The sequence below is a fragment of the Pantoea sp. X-Soil-ISGK-259 genome (assembly GCF_059730705.1).
This window is the reverse complement of record NZ_AP035986.1, coordinates 3,718,894-3,739,445: the sequence shown is the minus strand read 5'-3', so window position 1 is coordinate 3,739,445 and position 20,552 is coordinate 3,718,894. Positions and strand designations below refer to the sequence as shown.

At 54.4% G+C, this 20,552-nt stretch carries 17 protein-coding genes; 11 read left to right on the top strand and 6 right to left on the bottom strand.

Annotated elements, in window-relative coordinates; all coding sequences use genetic code 11:
• The first annotated feature begins 70 nt into the window (after window positions 1-70).
• Window positions 71-1,822: a gamma-glutamyltransferase gene (ggt, locus tag AC6I77_RS17840; protein WP_033743311.1), complete on the top strand. Its 1,752-nt coding sequence runs from the start codon at window positions 71-73 to the stop codon at window positions 1,820-1,822.
• Window positions 1,823-2,072: 250 nt separating this feature from the next.
• On the opposite strand, the gene AC6I77_RS17835 is transcribed toward ggt, so the two are convergent.
• Window positions 2,073-2,567: a GNAT family N-acetyltransferase gene (locus AC6I77_RS17835; RefSeq protein ID WP_497817182.1), complete on the bottom strand. Its 495-nt coding sequence runs from the start codon at window positions 2,565-2,567 to the stop codon at window positions 2,073-2,075.
• Window positions 2,568-3,067: 500 nt separating this feature from the next.
• Between AC6I77_RS17835 and AC6I77_RS17830 the strand changes: the two genes are divergently transcribed.
• Entirely contained in the window at window positions 3,068-3,511 is a 444-nt protein-coding gene (locus AC6I77_RS17830; protein WP_003853070.1) for a helix-turn-helix domain-containing protein, read from the top strand.
• Window positions 3,512-3,589: 78 nt separating this feature from the next.
• Here the strand turns inward: AC6I77_RS17830 and AC6I77_RS17825 are convergent, their stop codons facing one another.
• Window positions 3,590-4,957: an L-serine ammonia-lyase gene (locus AC6I77_RS17825; RefSeq protein WP_003853069.1), complete on the bottom strand. Its 1,368-nt coding sequence runs from the start codon at window positions 4,955-4,957 to the stop codon at window positions 3,590-3,592.
• Between the two features lie 60 nt (window positions 4,958-5,017).
• Window positions 5,018-6,301 (bottom strand): HAAAP family serine/threonine permease, encoded by a 1,284-nt coding sequence (locus AC6I77_RS17820; protein WP_192378199.1) that lies wholly within the window; start codon window positions 6,299-6,301, stop codon window positions 5,018-5,020.
• Between the two features lie 498 nt (window positions 6,302-6,799).
• Between AC6I77_RS17820 and AC6I77_RS17815 the strand changes: the two genes are divergently transcribed.
• From AC6I77_RS17815 to gntU, 4 genes are all read left to right on the top strand, one after another.
• Entirely contained in the window at window positions 6,800-7,495 is a 696-nt protein-coding gene (locus AC6I77_RS17815) for a pirin family protein (protein WP_003853063.1), read from the top strand.
• A gap of 102 nt (window positions 7,496-7,597) precedes the next feature.
• A complete protein-coding gene (gene gntR / locus AC6I77_RS17810; protein WP_497817181.1) occupies window positions 7,598-8,593 on the top strand; it encodes a gluconate operon transcriptional repressor GntR in 996 nt (331 codons plus the stop codon).
• 140 nt (window positions 8,594-8,733) lie between these two features.
• On the top strand, window positions 8,734-9,270 hold the full coding sequence (gntK, locus tag AC6I77_RS17805; protein ID WP_003853059.1) for a gluconokinase: 537 nt from the start codon (window positions 8,734-8,736) through the stop codon (window positions 9,268-9,270).
• A 2-nt stretch (window positions 9,271-9,272) separates the two neighbouring features.
• Window positions 9,273-10,613, top strand: coding sequence for a gluconate transporter (gene gntU, locus AC6I77_RS17800; RefSeq protein WP_008926287.1), 1,341 nt, complete (start codon window positions 9,273-9,275; stop codon window positions 10,611-10,613).
• Window positions 10,614-10,637: 24 nt separating this feature from the next.
• Here the strand turns inward: gntU and AC6I77_RS17795 are convergent, their stop codons facing one another.
• The 3 genes from AC6I77_RS17795 to AC6I77_RS17785 all read right to left on the bottom strand — a co-directional run bounded on the left by AC6I77_RS17795 (window position 10,638) and on the right by AC6I77_RS17785 (window position 11,887).
• Window positions 10,638-10,955: a DUF805 domain-containing protein gene (locus tag AC6I77_RS17795; RefSeq protein WP_003853056.1), complete on the bottom strand. Its 318-nt coding sequence runs from the start codon at window positions 10,953-10,955 to the stop codon at window positions 10,638-10,640.
• Window positions 10,952-11,113, bottom strand: coding sequence for a hypothetical protein (locus AC6I77_RS17790; RefSeq protein ID WP_003853055.1), 162 nt, complete (start codon window positions 11,111-11,113; stop codon window positions 10,952-10,954). Before AC6I77_RS17790 ends, AC6I77_RS17795 begins: the two co-directional genes overlap by 4 nt.
• A gap of 180 nt (window positions 11,114-11,293) precedes the next feature.
• A complete protein-coding gene (locus AC6I77_RS17785) occupies window positions 11,294-11,887 on the bottom strand; it encodes a YhgN family NAAT transporter (protein WP_008926285.1) in 594 nt (197 codons plus the stop codon).
• A gap of 217 nt (window positions 11,888-12,104) precedes the next feature.
• Here AC6I77_RS17785 and asd point away from each other — a divergent pair, with 217 nt between their 5' ends.
• The 5 genes from asd (at window position 12,105) to glgA (ending at window position 20,536) form a co-directional block, all read left to right on the top strand.
• Window positions 12,105-13,214, top strand: a complete 1,110-nt coding sequence (gene asd, locus AC6I77_RS17780; RefSeq protein ID WP_003853053.1) for an aspartate-semialdehyde dehydrogenase — start codon at window positions 12,105-12,107, stop codon at window positions 13,212-13,214.
• 359 nt (window positions 13,215-13,573) lie between these two features.
• The gene (gene glgB, locus AC6I77_RS17775) at window positions 13,574-15,757 is read left to right on the top strand and encodes a 1,4-alpha-glucan branching enzyme (protein ID WP_039660836.1); all 2,184 of its coding nucleotides are present in this window, start codon (window positions 13,574-13,576) and stop codon (window positions 15,755-15,757) included.
• On the top strand, window positions 15,754-17,736 hold the full coding sequence (glgX, locus tag AC6I77_RS17770) for a glycogen debranching protein GlgX (protein ID WP_497817180.1): 1,983 nt from the start codon (window positions 15,754-15,756) through the stop codon (window positions 17,734-17,736). The genes glgB and glgX overlap by 4 nt, the downstream gene beginning before the upstream one ends.
• 10 nt (window positions 17,737-17,746) lie before the next feature.
• On the top strand, window positions 17,747-19,039 hold the full coding sequence (gene glgC, locus AC6I77_RS17765; RefSeq protein WP_003853050.1) for a glucose-1-phosphate adenylyltransferase: 1,293 nt from the start codon (window positions 17,747-17,749) through the stop codon (window positions 19,037-19,039).
• Between the two features lie 63 nt (window positions 19,040-19,102).
• Window positions 19,103-20,536 carry a glycogen synthase GlgA gene (glgA, locus tag AC6I77_RS17760; protein WP_003853048.1) on the top strand — a complete coding sequence of 478 codons (1,434 nt, stop codon included), beginning with the start codon at window positions 19,103-19,105 and terminating at the stop codon, window positions 20,534-20,536.
• Window positions 20,537-20,552 lie beyond the last annotated feature (16 nt).

Below are 20,552 nucleotides of genomic sequence, written 5' to 3'. Positions count from 1 at the left end.
TTTTGCTGTATTTGTAGAGACTTGCAGAAATGATAAAAAAATGTAAATAACTATACGGGATGGTGGCAGGATGAAAATGCAGCAAACAGTGCGTCAGCTTAGCTGGTCGCTGGTGATGAGTTTCACCGTGGTGGCAGGGGCGAACGCCGCACCCACTCAGGCACCGCCGGTCTCTTACGGCGTGGACAGTGACACCTTTCATCCGGTAAAAGCGCAGCACGGCATGGTGGCGTCGGTGGATGCGATGGCAACCCAGGTCGGCGTGGAGATCCTGCGTCAGGGCGGGAATGCAGTGGATGCCGCGGTCGCTGTGGGCTTTGCGCTGGCTGTGACCCATCCGCAGGCAGGCAATCTGGGCGGCGGCGGGTTTATGCTGCTGCGCACCGCATCGGGACGCGCGACGGCTATTGATTTCCGTGAAATGGCACCGGGCCACGCGTCGCGCGATATGTTCCTGGATAAGCAGGGTAATGCCGACAGTAAGCTGTCGCTGACATCACATCTTGCCTCAGGTACGCCGGGCACTGTGGCCGGACTGGCGCTGGCTGCGCAGAAATATGGCACCCTGCCGCTGAGCACTCTGCTGGCACCGGCGATCAAACTGGCGCGTGACGGTATTCCGGTCAATGACGCACTGGCGGATGACCTGAAAACCTACGGCAAAGAGGTCCTGATTACCCATCCCAACAGCAAAGCGATCTTCTATAAACCGGACGGCACGCCGTGGCAGAAGGGTGACCGGCTGGTGCAGAAGAACCTGGCGCACAGCCTGCAATTGATTGCCCGTCAGGGACCGGATGCCTTTTACAAAGGTGAAATTGCAGATGAGATTGCCGGAGAGATGGCGCAACACGGCGGCCTGATCAACAAAGCTGACCTGGCAGCCTATCGCGCGGTCGAGCGTAAGCCCGTCAGCGGGACATACCGTGGCTATGAAGTCTTCTCAATGCCGCCTCCCTCATCCGGTGGTATCCATATCGTGCAGATTCTGAATATCCTGGAGAACTTCGATCTGGCGAAGATGGGCTTTGGCAGTGCTGACGCCATGCAGGTGATGGCTGAAGCGGAAAAATATGCCTACGCGGACCGCTCGGAATATCTCGGCGATCCCGATTTCGTGAAGGTGCCGTGGCAGGCGCTGACCAGTAAAGCCTATGCTAAAAGCCTGGCGCAGCAGATCGATGTGGCGAAGGCGCGGCCTTCCAGTGAGATCAAACCCGGCAAGCTCGAACCTTATGAAAGCAATCAGACGACCCATTTCTCGGTGGTCGACAAGCAGGGAAATGCGGTTGCGGTGACTTACACGCTGAACACCTATTTCGGCAGCGGAATTGTGGCGGGCAAAAGCGGCATCCTGATGAATAACGAGATGGATGACTTCTCTGCCAAGCCAGGCACGCCAAATGTCTACGGACTGGTGGGCGGTGAGGCGAATGCGGTGCAACCGGCGAAGCGTCCGTTGTCATCGATGTCACCAACCATCGTCGCCAAAGGCGGCAAAACCTGGCTGGTCACCGGCAGTCCTGGCGGCAGCCGCATTATCACTACGGTGTTGCAGATGGTGGTAAATAGTATCGATTTCGGGATGAATGTGGCGGAAGCCACTAACGCGCCGCGCTTCCATCATCAGTGGCTGCCGGACCAGCTGCGAGTGGAGAAGGGCTTCAGTCCTGATACGTTGCGTCTGCTGGAAGCCAAAGGTCAGCATGTGAAGGTGCTGCCATCGATGGGCAGTACGCAGAGCATCATGATTGGGCCGGATGGCATGCTGTATGGCGCGTCTGATCCGCGTAGCATTGATGATTTGAGTGCGGGTTATTAATTTCCAGGACTGCTGACAAACCTAAACCCAGGTGAATCTGACAGCAATAAATAAGCTCAATGTGCAGGGAACTGGGTCAGAAGAGGAAAGCGTCCCGCGGCAGGACGGCGCGGGCCGAGCGTGTCATGGATGACAGCTTTTGCATCTTTCCGATCTGACCCTGTTTCCTGCGCAGGCGCTAACTGACAGCGAATCCTGGCAGGTTTATCAGCATAAAGGGCACCTTCGGTGCCCTTTATGCTTCCAATCGTCAGGCTTTAACCCGCGCCATATAATGCGCGTCGATCAGTTCACCGTGTCGCATAGCGAAGCCTTTAGCCGTTCCCTCAATCTCAAAACCGAAACGCTGATAAAGGGCGATGGCCGGGCCATTATCGACAAACACCGTCAGCTCCATCCGGCTCACCTGCAGCCAGTTGTCGCACAACGAGACCATTTCACGCATCAGCGCCGTGCCGACGCCGCGCTGCCGGTAGCGATCATCCACGCCCATCCCTAAAGAGGCAGCGTGACGGCGTCTGGCGCGATCTTCTACGTGCAGCGCACACTGACCAACAACCTCTTCGTTGATACAGGCGACCAGCAGATGCGCATTGGGCTGTGGCGTAGCGAGACGGGCATGCCACATCTGCAGGGATGCGTGAGGCAGATGCAATGTGCTGGCCTGAGTATCTGGCTGACCATAAATTCTGTGCAGTGCAGCGGCATCTTCTGGCGTAACGTGGCGGATAACGATGTCACTCATGTGCTCTCCTTTTGCCGATAAAAACCCTTTAAACATCAAGGTATTCACCACAATAATCAAGCGAAAAAAACGTGAAAAGAGCTTTACAGATACGAATGATAATGATTATTATTGTCATGCGTTCCCGGGCAGTCATCGACAGTCTGAGAAAGCACGACATTGCTCACATTGCTTCCAGTATTATTTAGCCAGCTTATCCGCTGGCTTTTTTTTGCCTGCCACTCACTGACTGGCAAAGAGAGGCGGTAAGCTCACTCATCATTTGGTTTTAAGCCGGTAATATGAGCCTGACCGACAGCGGAACAGGTTTCCCTTTTCGCCCCTTTTCAGACATAGCCATAATTCAATAAAAATAAAGCCTGAAGGTTATATTTCATCGCTTACGTTGTTAATAAATAACTTACTTTGATGCAGGTGCTGTTATTTTAAAATTATCTTCTTTATTTGCCGGCGGGTTTACTCAATAATTTATTCTGTATATCCCGCAATGAGATATTGCTATGCGTTTTAATACTCTTTCCGATGGCGCAATAATTGCTGAATTGTGCTGCAGAATTAAAGAAACCCGTATGCAGCTTGGGATCTCTCAGATTGAACTGGCTGAACGTGCACGCGTTGGTACGGCCACCATTAAACGGGCAGAGTTAGGTGAGTCCGTTACGCTGAGCACCTTAATAGGAATATTGCGGGGTCTTGGACGGTTGCATCAGCTGGAGTCCATTTTGTCCGATTCTCATATGCGAACCTTTAATGCGCAGTTTACCGACTCGCCACCTGCACGTATTCGCATCCGAAAAAAACAGCGCAGCCAGTCACCGGCGGCGAATAACACTGAAGCTGTTGCTGAGCAGTCTGTCAGCGCAACGATAAATGAGTGGTACACCTCCTCTGAAATGCGAAGTATGGTCTGGTCCAGTCTGCCCCGCGAAAACGAATCAAAATAATCCTGCTCAAAGCCCATCTTCAGCAAAACCGGAGCAATGAAGAAACCGCCAGCCTCACAGCCAGCGGTTTTCAGATCGTTACGATTCACATATCGCCACTTTGATCGCCAGACCGCCGCGGGCGGTTTCACGGTATTTGGCGTTCATGTCTTTGCCGGTTTCAAACATGGTTTCGATAATCTTATCCAGTGACACTTTGGGATCGCTGGTGCGGTACATCGCCATACTGGTTGAGTTAATGGCTTTGACGGCAGCAATCGCATTCCGCTCAATACAGGGCACCTGGACCTGACCCGCTACGGGATCGCAGGTCAGACCAAGATTATGCTCCATGCCAATTTCAGCGGCGATGCAGACTTTCTCCGCATCGGCCCCCAGCAGTTCAGCCAGACCCGCCGCCGCCATGGAACAGGCCACGCCGACCTCTCCCTGACAGCCGACTTCAGCGCCAGAAATTGACGCATTCATCTTATAAAGAATGCCGATTGCGCCTGCTGTGAGGAAATAGCGCATATAGAGTTCAGGCGTTACCGGCTTGATGAAGCGATCATAATAAGCCAGTACCGCCGGAATAATCCCGCATGCGCCATTGGTGGGTGCGGTGACCACACGTCCTCCAGCGGCATTCTCTTCACTCACTGCCATCGCGAACATATTCACCCAATCCATGGCACTCAGGGGATTAATGGACTGGCTCAGTGGCGCCAGGATGCGATGCAGGGAAGAAGCCCGCCGTGGCACCTTCAGCGGACCGGGTAAGACGCCCTCAGTGCTGATGCCACGTGTTATCGCATTGCGCATGGTTTGCCACAGTTGTGCCATGTTCTCTTCGACCTCACGGCGACCATGACGCGCTATCTCGTTCTTCATCATGACGGCCGAAACCGAAAGGTTATTGCTATGGCAATGTGCCAGCAGGTTACGGGCGGAATAGAAGGGGAAGGGAATATCGATTTCGCTATCCAGGCTTTTACCAAAATCGTCTTCGGTGACAATAAAGCCGCCTCCGACAGAATAATAGGTCTGGGTGTAAACGCTTTTTCCATCACAAAAGGCGGTTATGCTCATGCCATTTTCATGTAACGGCAGAAACTCGCTGTGAAAGCGTATGCACTCTGCCACCGGGAAGGCAATCTCCCGGTGCCCTTCTTCGATACGTAACTGTTGCTGCGTATTCACGTCGCGAATGATGGCGGGGATCTGATCGATATTTACCGTGTCAGGCAGATAACCACTCAGGCCGAGAATAATCGCAATATCTGTATGGTGGCCTTTTCCCGTCAGGGAAAGAGAGCCATAAATATCCACGACCAGCCGGCTCACACTATCCAGCAGGCCTTTTTCCTTTAGCGTATCAACAAAATGTTTACCCGCTTTCATGGGGCCCACCGTATGCGAACTGGATGGCCCGATGCTGATTTTAAAAATATCGAAAACGCTAATCATGATTCACCCATGCGGATTGCAATATGAAAGAGGCGCTGACCAGTATGGCAAGCGACGGCATCAGTTAAGTAAAGAAAAGGCGATGGCGGAGATAGCAATCAGGCCAATGATGACGACGAAAAGATTGCTCAAATGACCGCTATATTTACGCATCGCCGGGACTTTATTAATGGCGTACATCGGCATCAGGAACAGGATCATGGCGATAACCGGTCCGCCCAGGGTTTCAATCATGCCCAGAATGCTGGGGTTTAGGGTGGCGACAATCCAGGTGGTGATCAGCATAAAAAGGGCGGTGATGCGGTTCAGTTTATTGATTTCTATCGACTTGCCTTTGCTGCGAAGCGATTTGATCACCATGCCATTGAAACCTTCACGCGCCCCCAGATAGTGGCCGAGAAAAGATTTGGTGATCGCGATAATTGCGATGATGGGGGCCATCCAGGCAATTAACGGCGCGTTAAAATGGTTAGCGAGGTAGGAAAGGATAGAAATATTCTGCGCCTTTGCCTCCGCCAGGTGTTCCGGAGAGAGACTCAGCACACAACTGAAAACGAAAAACATGACGGTGAGCACCATCATGATATGAGCACAGGCCAGAATGCGTGAACATTTTGACGCCGCCTGATCGCCGTACTCCTGACGCTTGGCTACTGCAAATGATGAAATAATGGGAGAATGATTAAAGGAGAAGACCATGACGGGAATAGCCAGCCATAGTGTGAGCCATAATCCGCTACCGGTCGTTTCAGAACCCCTCATCGAGAGCGTATCCAGAATAGCGCCGTTCCATTGTGGAATCAGATACAGCGCGAGCAGCATCAGTGCGGCCACGAACGGAAACACCAGAATACTCATCGCCTTCACGATAGCTTTTTCGCCGAAGCGTACGATAGCCATCATGCCGACAATAAGAATGAAAGCCAGTACCGCACGCGGCGGCGATATCAGATGAAGCTGGTGGGTGAGAAAACTGTCGACGGTGTTGGTAATCGCGACGCTATACACCAGCAGGATAGGGTATATAGCAAAAAAGTAGAGCAGAGTGATGAGTTTTCCCGCGCCGATACCAAAATGTTCTTCCACCACTTCAGTAATATTTCCCTCCGGATTTTTGCCGGAAAGAACAAAACGGGTGAGCCCGCGATGGGCAAAGAATGTCATCGGAAAAGCCAGCACAGCCATAATGATTAACGGCAGCAAACCGCCAGTGCCTGCATTTATCGGCAAAAACAAAACGCCAGCACCAATTGCAGTTCCATATAATCCCAGCATCCAGACGGTATCACTTCTTCTCCAGCGTGGCGTTTCATCTGATATCAGCGTATTTTGAACGGCATCCATAATCGGGCTCCTGATAATAATTTAAAATAAAATGAATCGGAGGGTGTTTAAAACGAAAGGTTTTTATTTATCGGCTATTTTAGTAGGATTTATGAAGGCGGGTTATTTACGGCGGTCACATTCTTTAATTTACAGATGAAGTTTTAAGGCATCAAAAGTAATACCTTATTGACTCTATTTTTTAAGGTATCATTTTTAATGCGTTAATCACGTTGTGTGTGTCAAATCCAGAGGCTAAATTAGCCTGGGCTGATGACACGGAAAATAAAGTAACCGCGGATTATCCGGCTTTCATTATTTTACGGGTTTATCAGATTAACCTTTATTTCAGGCTTTCCCTTAATATCTTTCATTCCTGCATCACCTCCTTTTCCTTCGATCTGTTTCAGTGAGAAGCCCGATTTTGTTCAACGAATTTGAACAGAGAAGTGAAGTTTTTCAGCTATCAATCATACCGCCTCAGGAACACACTATAAAAAACATTGAGGAGAATTGAACATGATCTATGTACGCAAAGCTGAAGAACGCGGTCATGCAAACCATGGCTGGCTGGATAGCTGGCATACCTTCTCTTTCGCCAGCTATCACGATGCGAACTTCATGGGTTTCTCCGCGCTGCGGGTCATCAATGAAGATGTGATCGATGGTGGTCAGGGGTTTGGCACCCATCCTCATAAAGATATGGAAATCCTGACCTACGTGCTTTCCGGTACCGTTGAGCATCAGGACAGCATGGGTAACAAAGAGCAGATCCCGGCAGGGGAGTTCCAGATCATGAGCGCCGGCACGGGTGTACGTCACTCTGAGTACAACGCCAGTGAAAGCGAGCCATTGCACCTTTATCAGATTTGGATCATTCCTGAGCGTACCGGCATTGAGCCACGCTACGATCAGCGCCGCTTCCCGGATGTTACAGGGCGTCAGCTGGTGTTAAGCCCGGATGCCCGTGAAGGGTCGCTGAAAGTTTATCAGGACATGACCTTATCGCGCTGGGTACTGGCTGCTGGTGAGCAGGACAATGTCGCCGTTGAGGCAGGACGTCGTATCTGGATTCAGGTGGTCAAAGGCAATGTGACTGTTAACGGTAACGCGGTGACAACCAGTGACGCCCTGGCGATCTGGGACGAAAGCGCGCTGACGATTGAAGCCAGCACGGCTGCAGAAGTCCTGCTGTTTGATCTGCCACCGGTCTAAGCAGATTACGGGCGCGCATCATCGCGCCCGGTTGGCAATTTTGTGACAGAAAAGTGATAGACTCATCGTACTTTAGCTTTCAGGGCGATCCCAGGCGCTACGATGAAGAAGAAAAGACCGGTATTACAGGACGTTGCCGATCGCGTCGGCATTACTAAAATGACCGTCAGCCGTTACCTGCGTAACCCTGAGCAGGTCTCTGTTGCCCTGCGGGACAAGATTGCAGTGGCACTGGATGAGCTGGGTTATATCCCCAATCGCGCCCCCGATATGCTTTCTAACGCCACCAGTCGCGCCATTGGCGTGCTGCTGCCGTCACTCACCAACCAGGTTTTCGCCGACGTATTGCGCGGCATTGAAGCCGTCACCGACGAAGCGAACTATCAGACGCTGGTCGCCCACTTTGGTTACAACCCGCAAAAAGAGGAGCTGCAACTGCGCTCGCTGCTGGGCTGGAACATCGATGGCGTGATCCTCACCGAACGTACCCATACGCCAGGCACGCTGCGCATGCTGGAAGTGGCCGGTATTCCGGTGATAGAGATGATGGACAGCGTCACACCCTGCCTGGATATGGCCGTCGGCTTTGATAACGTTGAAGCAGCCCGGCAGATGACGCGGACTATCCTGAGTAAAGGCCATCGTCACACTGTCTACCTCGGCGCACGCCTTGATGAACGTACGTTGCAGAAGCAGCAGGGTTATGAAATCGCCATGCGCGAAGCGGGACTGACGCCACGCAGCGTGATGATGGAAGAGGCTTCTTCATTCAGCGCCGGTGGCGATCTGCTGCGTGAGGCGCAGCGTCTTTATCCTGAAACGGATAGCCTGTTCTGTACCAATGACGATCTGGCGGTCGGGGCGATGTTTGAGTGCCAGCGGCAGGGATTACAGGTGCCCTCGCAGATGGCCATTGCCGGTTTCCACGGCCATGACATCAGCCAGGTGGTGACGCCACAACTGGCGACCGTGCTCACGCCACGTGACCGCATGGGGCGTGAAGCGGCGACGCGGCTACTGGCGCGCATTGCCGGTGAAAGCAGCGATAATCGGCTGCTGGATGTCGGTTTTGAAATCAGTGAAGGTGGCAGCATCTGATTGTGGCGTTTTTATGAGTCAGCTCACACTTTCATGCTTTTCCTGGTAAAAAGGTTGCCAGGCTGTTAACCGGCCAGGAGAATGAGAAACGACATTGTTATCGGTAACATTGGCAAATTCTCACCTGCCGGAGCAGAAAAATGACAACGCAATCCCCGTCACATCACGTCTTCATCCTGATGGGCGTTTCAGGCAGCGGAAAGTCTGCCGTCGCCAACCAGGTTTCTCACCAGCTCAACACGGCCTTTCTTGACGGTGATTTTCTCCACCCGCGTGCCAACATCCTGAAAATGGCCGATGGTCATCCACTGGATGACAGCGATCGTCAGCCGTGGTTACAGGCGCTGAACGATGCCGCGTTTGCCATGCAGCGCACCCAGGCGATCTCTATCATTGTCTGTTCAGCCCTGAAGAAAAGTTATCGCGACATTCTGCGTCAGGGAAATGACAACCTGCGTTTTGTTTACCTGAAAGGCGATTTCGACACTATCGAAGCCCGTCTGAAAGCGCGTAAAGGCCACTTCTTCAAGCCGCAGATGCTGGTAACTCAGTTTGCCACGCTGGAAGAGCCAGGCAGCGATGAGTCGGATGTACTGGTGGTGGATATCGCGCATTCACTGGACGATGTGGTGGCAGCTACGGTTGCCACTATCCAGGACGCTATCAGCCAGGGTTAGAGATGAATACCGCAACACTCGTTTTGACCGCAGCAGGCTCTGTCCTGCTGCTGCTTTTTCTGGTGATGAAGGCGCGCATGCACGCTTTTGTCGCGCTGATGTTAGTCTCCATTGGTGCCGGACTTTTCTCCGGCATGCCACTCAACAAAATCGCGGAAACCATGCAAAAGGGGATGGGCGGCACGCTCGGCTTCCTTGCCATTGTGGTTGCGCTGGGCGCGATGTTCGGCAAAATCCTGCATGAAACCGGCGCCGTCGATCAGATTGCCATCCGGATGCTGAAAACCTTTGGTCAGAGTCGTGCCCATTATGCGATGGGCATTGCCGGTCTGATCTGCGCGCTGCCGCTCTTCTTTGAAGTTGCCGTGGTGCTGCTGATCAGCATTGCGTTTGCGGTGGCGCGGCGTACCGGCGGCAATCTGGTGAAACTGGTGATCCCGCTGTTTGCGGGCGTTGCGGCATCGGCGGCCTTCCTGCTGCCCGGACCGGCCCCGATGCTGCTGGCCTCGCAGATGCACGCGGACTTTGGCTGGATGATCCTGCTGGGTCTGTGTGCGGCGATTCCCGGCATGCTGATTGCCGGACCACTGTTTGGCAACTTTATCGGCAACCACGTCACGTTCAGCGCGCCGCCGGAAGATCATCAGCCGGATGTTGATGAGAGCAAGCTGCCGTCATTTGGTTTCAGCCTCTCACTGATCCTCTTCCCGCTGGTGCTGGTTGGCCTGAAAACCATCGGCGCACGCTTCACAACCGAAGGCACCACGCTGTATGAATGGCTGGAATTTATCGGCCATCCTTTCACTGCGATCCTGCTGGCGCTGCTGGTGGCGATTTATGGCCTGGCTTACCGTCAGGGTATGGATAAAGAGCGGGTGATGCAGGTGTGTGGCAGCGCGCTGCAACCGGCCGGGATTATCCTGCTGGTGATTGGTGCGGGCGGGGTGTTTAAGCAGGTGCTGGTGGATTCCGGCGTTGGCCCGGTGCTGGGCAATGCGCTGACCGGCGCAGGACTGCCAATTGCGCTGGCCTGCTTTATCCTGTCAGGCGCGGTGCGGGTGATTCAGGGGTCGGCAACGGTTGCCTGTCTGACCACCGTCGGGCTAATCATGCCGGTGATTGAACCGCTGCACTACAGCGGTGCTCAGCTGGCAGCGCTGTCGATCTGCATCGGCGGTGGCTCAATCATTATCAGCCATGTGAACGATGCCGGCTTCTGGCTGTTTGGCCGCTTCACCGGGGCCAGCGAAGCGGAAACGCTGAAGACCTGGACGCTGATGGAGACCATTCTTGGCACTGTTGGCGCGGTTGTCGGGATGATTGCTTTCGAACTGCTTTCCTGACCAACCTGACGGGCTAACTGCCCGTCAGTTTTTTTCCCGCGAGCGGGGGAAGAGTAAAAAAGGGAACAGCAGATAAGGCGCTACTACCAAAAGGACAATGACGCCGGATGAATAGCCAGCGTCATTTATTCTTCTCACCCCGCAGGAAAAAACAGGCAAAATAAACAGCAGCAGCGCGATTAAGCCAATTTCATGCAATGGCCCGGTAAACCATTGCAGATAACTGCAGAACCAGGCCAGCTGGAACAGCAGGAAAATAAAATAGCTCGTCCTGCCTTCACGCCCTTGATAATTAAAGGTGCGCAAAAAACAGCTTTTGATGATCTGCAGCAGACTGTTCATGCCCATTTTCTTCTTATCAGAGCAAAAAGAACCAGCGTGATGGCGGCGGCAGATAAGTAAACCCAGGCAAAATCAGTAACGTCAACCTGCATCAGCTGCGCGTCATTCAGCGCCGCTTTCTGGCCCGGGAAGGATAGTACGGTCAGGCCCAACCTCATTACATTTCCCCCGCGTTTTCAGACGCTGCATCTAATTTTCGATACTGCCTGCCATGGATATCTCTTTTTGCGGCATTATATAAATATTATTATTCATTTCAATGCCGTAACGTTGTGATAAGCCGGCTGAATGAAGGCGGCAGCCTGCTCGCCTGCCAGGATAAAAGGACACAGGTGCGCTTACAACTTCAGATAAGCCCGAATGCCATCCAGGAACATCTGGGTGGCCAGCATAATCAGTATCAATCCCATCAGCCGCTCCAGCGCATTCACGCCTTTATCACCCAGCAGACGCAGGAACAGACCTGACATCAGCAGAATGCCGACCGTCACGCCCCAGGCGATCAACAGCGCGCCCACCAGATGCGTCATCTGATGCGGATACTGATGCGACAACAGCATCAGCGTTGCCAGCAGCGATGGCCCGGCGACCAGCGGAATGGCCAGCGGAACCAGGAATGGCTCTTCACCCGCCGGTAAGCCCGAACTGCTGCTTTCCGCCGACGGAAAAATCATTTTGATGGCGATCAGAAACAGAATGATCCCGCCAGAAATCGATACCGTTTCGGTGCGCAGATTTAAAAATGCCAGAATGCGTTCGCCGGTAAACAGGAACAGCAGCATGATGATCAGGGCAATCAGCATTTCACGGATTAGCACAACCCGCCGCCTTTTCGGCTCCAGATGCTTTAAAACCGACATAAAAATCGGCAGATTGCCCAGCGGATCCATAATTAACAACAATAATATTGTCGCCGAAATCATTTCAGTCATCGGTTTTACGCCATGTTGTTCGCGAAAAAGCAGAGTTATTAGTTACGCTGCTGAAAAAGTTAGCGTAATCGAATTAATTCACTTGCTACCCGGCCTGCATTTTGTAGAGTGAGGGGACACAGGTAAATCTTATTATTACGCAGAGCGGCGTGAAAATAGCACGCCGCTCTCTCCTCTGAAATGAAAAGCAGGTGTAACTGCCTTAGACGGACACGACATGAAGAATGTAGGTTTTGTTGGTTGGCGCGGCATGGTCGGCTCAGTGCTGATGTCCCGCATGAGTGAAGAGCGTGATTTTGATGCAATCAATCCGGTCTTCTTCTCGACGTCGCAGCATGGTCAGGCGGCACCCGCGTTTGCGGGCAAACAGCAGGGCACACTGCAGGATGCGTTTGATATTGAGGCGCTGCGTGCGCTGGATATCATTATTACCTGCCAGGGTGGCGACTACACCAGTGACGTCTATCCTAAGCTGCGCGCCAGCGGCTGGCAGGGATACTGGATTGATGCGGCCTCCACGCTGCGCATGAAAGAGGATGCCATCATCATCCTCGATCCGGTTAACCACGCGGTTATTCGTGACGGCATCGACCGTGGCATCAAAACCTTTGTTGGCGGTAACTGTACCGTCAGCCTGATGCTGATGTCACTGGGCGGTTTGTTTGCTCAGGATCTGGTTGAGTGGGCCTCAGTTGCCACCTATCAGGCAGCCTCGGGTGGCGGTGCGCGCCACATGCGCGAATTGCTGACCCAGATGGGCATGCTGCACGATCACGTTGCGCCTGCATTGCAGAACCCGGCTTCCGCCATTCTCGACATTGAGCGTAGCGTGACCGACTTCACCCGTTCCGGCACGTTACCGACCGACAACTTCGGCGTACCACTGGCGGGCAGCCTGATTCCGTGGATTGATAAGCAGCTGGACAACGGCCAGAGCCGCGAAGAGTGGAAAGGCCAGGCAGAGACCAACAAAATCCTCGCCACCTCTAAAGTCATTCCGGTTGATGGCTTGTGCGTGCGTGTCGGTGCGCTGCGCTGTCACAGCCAGGCCTTTACGCTGAAACTGAAACGCGATCTGCCGCTGGCGGAAATCGAACAGCTGCTGGCCTCTCACAATGAGTGGGTCAAGGTGGTGCCAAATGACCGTGAGCTGACGATGCGTGAACTGACGCCTGCCGCTGTCACCGGCACGCTCACCACACCCGTTGGCCGGTTACGGAAACTCAATATGGGGCCGGAATATCTCTCGGCCTTCACGGTGGGCGACCAGTTGTTATGGGGCGCAGCCGAACCGCTACGTCGCATGCTGCGGTTGTTAATCAGCTAAACAGACATATCACCAAAGGCCGGATTTACCCGGCCTTTTTTGTTTGTGTCGTATGCAAAACAACCTGCCGTTTCGCTTACTCAGTGATCAGCTTCCGTTTTTTGCCAGCCGTTAAAGAATATTTTGCTTAAGTCCATGGCAACTGCCGTGACCAAGCTATGATTTAACCATGATGTGCCACAGGTAACCCTTGTGCTTTCCGGATTAAATGGTTGTGGTACGCGACAAAAACACTTTTCCCATGGAATGGCCTGACTGCTTTGTCGTTGTACGTATGGCTCAATGAAGAGCAGCGCAGGTGAAGCGCGACAGGCTATGTTGCGTTCATTTCGGCTGCCAATTATCACAGGAAGAAAGTCATGTCAGAGCTTCCCGATCGCGATGCGATCAATGCCCTGTTTGCGGGTAATTATGCCGACCCTTTTTCGTTACTAGGGATGCACCGAACTCAGCAAGGCCTTGAGGTCAGGGCATTGCTCCCCGAAGCGCTTGAAGTGTGGGTCATTGAAACCTCCACCGGGCGCAAACTGGCTCAGCTGGTGTGTGAAGATGCACGCGGCTTCTTCAGTGGCGTCATTCCACGCCGTAAAAATCCATTCCGTTATCAGCTGGCGGTCAACTGGCATGGTCAGCAAAACCTCGTCGATGATGCCTATCGTTTCGGCCCGCTGCTGCAGGAGATGGATCTGTGGCTGCTGGCGGAAGGGACGCACCTGCGCCCTTATGAGACGCTGGGCGCGCACGGCGACGTGATTGATGGCGTCTTCGGCACCCGTTTCTGCGTCTGGGCACCCAATGCCCGTCGCGTTTCCGTGGTTGGCGATTTCAACTTCTGGGATGGCCGCCGTCATCCGATGCGTCTGCGTCAGGAGTTAGGTATCTGGGAGCTGTTTGTGCCAGGTGCGGTTAATGGCCAGCTCTACAAATATGAAATTATCGATGCCAATGGTGAGCTGCGCATCAAAGCGGACCCGTACGCCTTTGAGGCACAGATGCGTCCGCAGACGGCGTCGATGATTTGTGGTCTGCCGGAGCCGGTTGAGATGAAAGAGGAGCGCAAGGCCGCCAACGCTTTCGACGCGCCCATCTCAATCTATGAAGTCCACCTGGGTTCCTGGCGTCGTCACACCGACAACAACTTCTGGCTGAGCTACAAAGAGCTGGCTGAACAGCTGGTGCCTTACGTTAAAGAGATGGGCTTTACCCATATCGAACTGCTGCCCGTTAACGAACATCCGTTTGACGGCAGCTGGGGCTATCAGCCGCTGGGCATGTATGCGCCGACCCGCCGTTTTGGTACGCGTGACGAGTTTCGCGCCTTCATTGACGCTGCCCATGAAGCGGGCCTCAACGTGCTGCTCGACTGGGTGCCAGGCCATTTCCCCAGCGATGATTTCGGTCTGGCGAAGTACGACGGAACAGAGCTCTATGAGCACAGCGATCCGCGTGAAGGCTTCCACCAGGACTGGAACACCCTGATCTACAACTTTGGCCGCCGCGAAGTGAGCAACTACCTGTCGGGTAATGCGCTCTACTGGACGGAGCGCTTTGGCATCGATGGCCTTCGTGTGGATGCGGTCGCGTCGATGATTTACCGCGACTACAGCCGCAGTGAAGGGGAGTGGGTGCCAAATCAGTACGGTGGCCGTGAGAACCTGGAAGCGATTGAGTTCCTGCGCTACACCAACCGCACGCTCGGCACGGTAGCATCCGGGTCGGTGACAATGGCTGAAGAGTCTACAGACTATCCTGGCGTGACGCGTCCAACTGAAGGTGGCGGGCTGGGCTTCTGGTTCAAATGGAATCTGGGCTGGATGCACGACACCCTCGACTACATGAAAGTCGATCCCATTTACCGCAAGCATCATCACAATTTGATGAGCTTCGGCATGATGTACAACTACACTGAAAACTTTGTGCTGCCGCTATCGCATGATGAAGTGGTGCACGGTAAACGCTCGATTCTGGATCGTATGCCGGGCGATGCCTGGCAGAAGTTCGCCAACCTGCGTGCTTACTACGGCTGGATGTGGGCCTTCCCGGGCAAAAAACTGCTGTTCATGGGCAATGAATTTGCCCAGGGCCGTGAGTGGAACCATGACGTCAGTCTCGACTGGCATTTGCTGGAAGGGGAGGATAACTGGCACAACGGCGTTCAGCGTCTGGTGCGTGATCTCAACCATACCTATCAATATTACACGCCGCTGCATCAGCTCGACTTTGATCCGGCAGGCTTTGAGTGGTTAGTGGTAGACGACGCAGAGCACTCCGTCTTCGCCTTTGTGCGCCGCGATCGTGAAGGCAACGAAGTGATCGTGATCAGTAACTTTACGCCGGTGCCGCGCCCGGGTTATCGCTTTGGCGTCAACCAGCCGGGCTACTGGCGCGAGGTGCTGAATACCGACCAGCATGATTATCACGGCAGTGACGTGCGAAATCAGCGGGTACATACCGATGAGCAGGAGAGCCACGGACGACCGCAGTCGCTGAGTCTTAATCTGCCACCGCTGGCAACAGTATGGCTGGTGCGGGAGGCTGAATGACCATCACTGCCGGCGATCCCGAACCGCTGGGTGCCAGTTACGATGGCAAAGGCGTTAACTTCACCCTGTTCTCACAGCATGCAGAGCGCGTAGAGCTCTGCCTGTTTGATGAACAGGGCGCGGAACAGCGTCTTGACCTGCCTGGCCGCAGTGGGGATATCTGGCACGGTTATGTTCCGGCGTTAAAACCGGGACAGCGCTACGGCTACCGGGTGCATGGCCCCTGGGCGCCGCAGCAGGGACACCGTTTTAATCCGGCGAAGTTGCTGGTTGACCCCTGCGCCCGCGCCGTGGAAGGCGATGTGCCTGATGATCCGCTGTTTCATGGCGGTGAAGCGCAGCCCGATCCGCATGACAACGCAGCGATTGCGCCGAAGTCCCGGGTCGTCGCGGAGGATTTTGACTGGCAGGGTGATGTCGCACCACGTATCCCGTGGGGTAACACAGTGATTTATGAAGCCCATGTGCGCGGCCTGACGCAGCAGCATCCGGAAATTCCGGAAACGTTACGCGGGACTTACGCGGCGCTGGGTCATCCTGTTATGGTGAATTACCTGCGCGATCTGGGGATTACCACCCTTGAGCTGCTGCCGGTTGCCCATTTCGCCAGTGAACCGCGACTGCTGCAGCTTGGCCTGAGTAACTACTGGGGCTACAACCCCTTTGCACTTTGGGCGGTGGATCCCCGGTACGCCTCCGGTCAGCCGGGCGTAACGCCGCTTCAGGAGTTCCAGCAGGCGGTTAAAAACCTGCATGCAGCGGGTATCGAAGTGGTGCTGGATGTGGTGTTTAACCACACAGCCGAACTGGATGTGATTGGCCCGACGATTTCAATGCGCGGCATCGATAACGCCAGCTACTACTGGCTGGATGAGCAGGGTGAGTACCAGAACTGGACCGGCTGCGGCAACACACTGAATATCCACCATCCGCAGGTGATGACGTGGGCCCTGGAGGCGCTGCGCTACTGGGTGCGGGTCTGCCACGTCGACGGCTTCCGCTTTGACCTTGCGCCGGTGCTGGGCCGCACGCCCGATTACCAGCGTGATGCGCCCTTTTTTGACGCGATACGCGCCTGTCCGCTGCTCTCTCAGGTCAAGCTGATTGCGGAACCCTGGGATATCGGCCCTGACGGCTATCAGGTTGGCCGCTTTCCGCCACCGTTTGCCGAATGGAACGATAAGTTTCGCGACACCGCGCGTCAATACTGGCTCCATGGCGGCTTAAGCAATGGCGAGTTCGTTCGCCGCTTTGCCGCCTCCAGCGATCTCTACCAGCACGACGACCGGCCGCCACACGCCACGGTTAATCTCATCACCGCCCACGACGGCTTTACGCTGTGGGATGTGGTGAGCTTTGAACGTAAACACAATGAGGCGAACGGGGAAGATAACCGCGATGGCCATGGTGATAACTACAGTCACAACCACGGCAAAGAGGGGCTGAACGTCAGCTTTGACGTCATTGAACGCCGTCGCCGCAGCGTACGGGCACTGCTGACGACGCTGCTGATGTCACAGGGCACGCCGATGCTGCTGGCAGGTGACGAGCGTGGCCACACCCAGCGCGGTAATAACAACGCTTACTGTCAGGACAACGCGCTGAGCTGGCTTGACTGGCAGGCGGATGAGAAAGGATTAGTCGGATTCACCGCAGCACTGATTGCTCTGCGCCAGCGCATTCCGGCGCTGACCGCAGATCGCTGGTGGCAGGACGGTGACGGCAATGTGCAGTGGCTCAATGCCGGTGGCCAGCCACTGCAACACGATGAATGGGCACAGGGAATGCACAGATTGCAGATCCTGCTGTCCGGCCGCTGGTTAATAACAATAAACGCCACGGATACGGTGAATGACATCGTGTTACCAGACGGAGAATGGCGTGCCCTTCCTCCTTTCGCCGGGGACGACAACCCCATCCTGTTAACTGTCTGGCATGGTCCCGCACACGGTGTGTGCGTGTTCCAAAAGCAATCATAAGGAGTCAGACATGGTTAAGTTAGATAGAACAGATCACCTGATGCTGGCCCGCCAGCTCCCTACACAGACGGTTGCTCTGATCCTCGCCGGCGGACGCGGCACGCGACTGGTCGATTTAACGGCTAAGCGTGCCAAACCTGCGGTGCATTTCGGCGGCAAGTTCCGCATTATCGACTTTGCCCTCTCCAACTGCGTTAACTCCGGTATCCGACGGATTGGCGTAATTACGCAGTATCAGTCCCATACCCTGACTCAGCATATCCAGCGTGGCTGGTCCATCTTCAATGAAGAGATGAATGAGTTTGTCGATTTGCTGCCAGCGCAGCAGCGCTTTTCGACCGAACAGTGGTATCGCGGTACGGCCGATGCCGTGACGCAAAACCTTGATGTGATTCGCCGCTATCAGGCGCAGTACATCGTGATCCTTGCCGGGGACCACATTTATAAGATGGATTATTCACGCATGCTTCTGGATCACGTGGTCAACGAGGCGAAATGTACCATTGCCTGTTTGCCCGTGCCGGTACATGAAGCCACGGCGTTTGGTGTGATGGCGGTGAACGAAGAGAACATGGTGATCGACTTCGTGGAAAAACCTGCGAAGCCGCCTACCATGCCAGGTGATGACACGCAGGCGCTGGCCAGCATGGGGATCTACGTTTTTAACGCGGACTATCTCTATGCGTTGCTGGAGGAAGATCTGCAGACGCCAGGCTCTAACCATGACTTTGGCAAAGATATTCTGCCGAAAATTGTGGCAAGTGGCGAAGGCTATGCACACTCTTTCGCGCTCTCCTGCGTTCAGAACGACGACAACGCGCCACCTTACTGGCGTGATGTCGGGACGCTGGAAGCCTACTGGCGCGCCAATCTCGACCTGGCATCGGTGATGCCGGAACTCGATATGTATGACGTCACCTGGCCGATTCGTACCCATATGGAGCCGCTGCCGCCAGCCAAATTTGTTCAGGATCGTTCCGGCAGTCACGGGATGACCATGAATTCATTGGTTTCAGGCGGCTGCATCATCTCCGGTTCGGTGGTGGTCAACTCGGTGCTGTTCCCACGGGTACGCGTTAACTCGTTTTGCAATATCGATTCAACTGTACTGCTGCCTGATGTGGTCGTTGGCCGATCGTGTCGTCTGCGTCGCTGCGTGATTGATCGCGCCTGCGAACTGCCGGAAGGCATGGTGATTGGCGAAAACCCCGATGAAGACAGTCGCCGGTTTCATCGTTCGGATGAAGGGATCGTACTGGTAACCCGCGCCATGCTGGCCAGACTGGCCAAAGCGGGGCTGTAAGCGATAAGCGGAACTTACGCAATCGGCACGCGGAGCGTGCCGGATAACTTAATGAGGTCGAGGATGCAGGTTTTACATGTCTGTTCAGAACTTTTCCCGCTGCTGAAAACGGGCGGACTGGCTGATGTAGTCGGGGCATTACCTCAGGCGCAAATTGCGGGCGGTACGGATACGCGGGTGCTGTTGCCTGCTTTTCCCGCATTGCGCAAAGGCATACCTGATCTCCAGGTAGTGACGGAGCGAGAGACATTTGCTGGTCATATACGTCTGTTATTTGGTGAATTTAACGGTGTGGGCATCTACTTAATTGATGCGCCCGGCCTCTACGATCGTCCTGGTAGTCCTTATCATGATGAGTCGCAGTTTGCGTATGTCGACAACTATCTGCGCTTTGCGCTGCTGGGCTGGGTTGGCTGCGAACTGGCGTGTGGCATGGATTCCATGTGGCGTCCCGATATCGTGCACGCGCACGACTGGCATGCAGGCCTGACCTGCGCCTATCTGGAAGCACGAGGACGTCCGGCTAAGTCGGTGTTCACGGTGCACAACCTGGCGTATCAGGGCCTGTTCATGGCGCATCATATGGATGAGATTGGCCTGCCATGGTCATTCTTTAACATGCATGGGCTGGAGTTCTTCGGTCAGATCTCTTTCCTGAAAGCGGGACTCTTTTACGCCGACCATATCACGGCGGTCAGTCCGACTTACGCCCATGAAATTACCTCTGCTGAATATGCTTACGGCATGGAAACCCTGCTGGCGCAGCGGATGCGGGAAGGTCGTCTTAGCGGGATTCTTAATGGCGTTGATCCCTCTATCTGGGATCCGGCGCACGACCTGCTGCTGAGCGCACGCTATAACCGCGACACGCTGGAAGCAAAAGCAGAAAATAAACGTCAGCTGCAGGTTGCGATGGGCCTGAAAGTGGATGATAAAGCGCCGGTGTTCTGCGTGATCAGCCGCCTGACTAAACAGAAAGGTCTGGACCTGGTTTTAGAGGCGCTGCCTGGCTTGCTGGCGCAGGGCGGACAGCTGGTGCTGCTGGGTCAGGGCGATGCCGAACTGCAACAGGGATTCCTGGCGGCGGCGGCGGAACATCCCGGAAGTGTAGGCGTGCAGATTGGCTATCACGAAGCATTTTCACACCGCATTGTGGGTGGGGCGGACGTCATTGTGGTGCCGAGTCGCTTTGAGCCCTGCGGTCTGACACAACTTTATGGCCTGAAGTATGGTACGTTGCCGTTAGTGCGACGTACGGGTGGACTGGCCGATACCGTTAATGACAGCTCGTTAGAGAATCTGGCCGACGGTATCGCCAGTGGATTCAGTTTCGAAGATGCCAATGCCTGGTCGCTGTTACGGGCCATCCGACGTGCGTTCGTATTGTGGTCCCGTCCTTCGTTATGGCGCTATGTTCAGCGCCAGGCGATGGCAATGGACTTTAGCTGGCAGGTGGCAGCAACAGCCTACCGTGATCTCTACCAACGTTTGATGTAACGGATTGGGAAAACTG

What these genes read in the sequence shown, in the direction of transcription:
- glgB (WP_039660836.1), top strand. Translation starts at nt 13,574, where the DNA reads ATGTCAGAGCTTCCCGATCGCGATGCGATCAATGCCCTGTTTGCGGGT.
- gntK (WP_003853059.1), top strand. Translation starts at nt 8,734, where the DNA reads ATGACAACGCAATCCCCGTCACATCACGTCTTCATCCTGATGGGCGTT.
- AC6I77_RS17785 (WP_008926285.1), bottom strand. Translation starts at nt 11,887, where the DNA reads ATGACTGAAATGATTTCGGCGACAATATTATTGTTGTTAATTATGGAT.
- AC6I77_RS17820 (WP_192378199.1), bottom strand. Translation starts at nt 6,301, where the DNA reads ATGGATGCCGTTCAAAATACGCTGATATCAGATGAAACGCCACGCTGG.
- glgA (WP_003853048.1), top strand. Translation starts at nt 19,103, where the DNA reads ATGCAGGTTTTACATGTCTGTTCAGAACTTTTCCCGCTGCTGAAAACG.
- glgC (WP_003853050.1), top strand. Translation starts at nt 17,747, where the DNA reads ATGGTTAAGTTAGATAGAACAGATCACCTGATGCTGGCCCGCCAGCTC.
- asd (WP_003853053.1), top strand. Translation starts at nt 12,105, where the DNA reads ATGAAGAATGTAGGTTTTGTTGGTTGGCGCGGCATGGTCGGCTCAGTG.
- AC6I77_RS17795 (WP_003853056.1), bottom strand. Translation starts at nt 10,955, where the DNA reads ATGAACAGTCTGCTGCAGATCATCAAAAGCTGTTTTTTGCGCACCTTT.
- AC6I77_RS17835 (WP_497817182.1), bottom strand. Translation starts at nt 2,567, where the DNA reads ATGAGTGACATCGTTATCCGCCACGTTACGCCAGAAGATGCCGCTGCA.
- ggt (WP_033743311.1), top strand. Translation starts at nt 71, where the DNA reads ATGAAAATGCAGCAAACAGTGCGTCAGCTTAGCTGGTCGCTGGTGATG.
- AC6I77_RS17830 (WP_003853070.1), top strand. Translation starts at nt 3,068, where the DNA reads ATGCGTTTTAATACTCTTTCCGATGGCGCAATAATTGCTGAATTGTGC.
- AC6I77_RS17825 (WP_003853069.1), bottom strand. Translation starts at nt 4,957, where the DNA reads ATGATTAGCGTTTTCGATATTTTTAAAATCAGCATCGGGCCATCCAGT.
- glgX (WP_497817180.1), top strand. Translation starts at nt 15,754, where the DNA reads ATGACCATCACTGCCGGCGATCCCGAACCGCTGGGTGCCAGTTACGAT.
- AC6I77_RS17815 (WP_003853063.1), top strand. Translation starts at nt 6,800, where the DNA reads ATGATCTATGTACGCAAAGCTGAAGAACGCGGTCATGCAAACCATGGC.
- gntR (WP_497817181.1), top strand. Translation starts at nt 7,598, where the DNA reads ATGAAGAAGAAAAGACCGGTATTACAGGACGTTGCCGATCGCGTCGGC.
- gntU (WP_008926287.1), top strand. Translation starts at nt 9,273, where the DNA reads ATGAATACCGCAACACTCGTTTTGACCGCAGCAGGCTCTGTCCTGCTG.
- AC6I77_RS17790 (WP_003853055.1), bottom strand. Translation starts at nt 11,113, where the DNA reads ATGAGGTTGGGCCTGACCGTACTATCCTTCCCGGGCCAGAAAGCGGCG.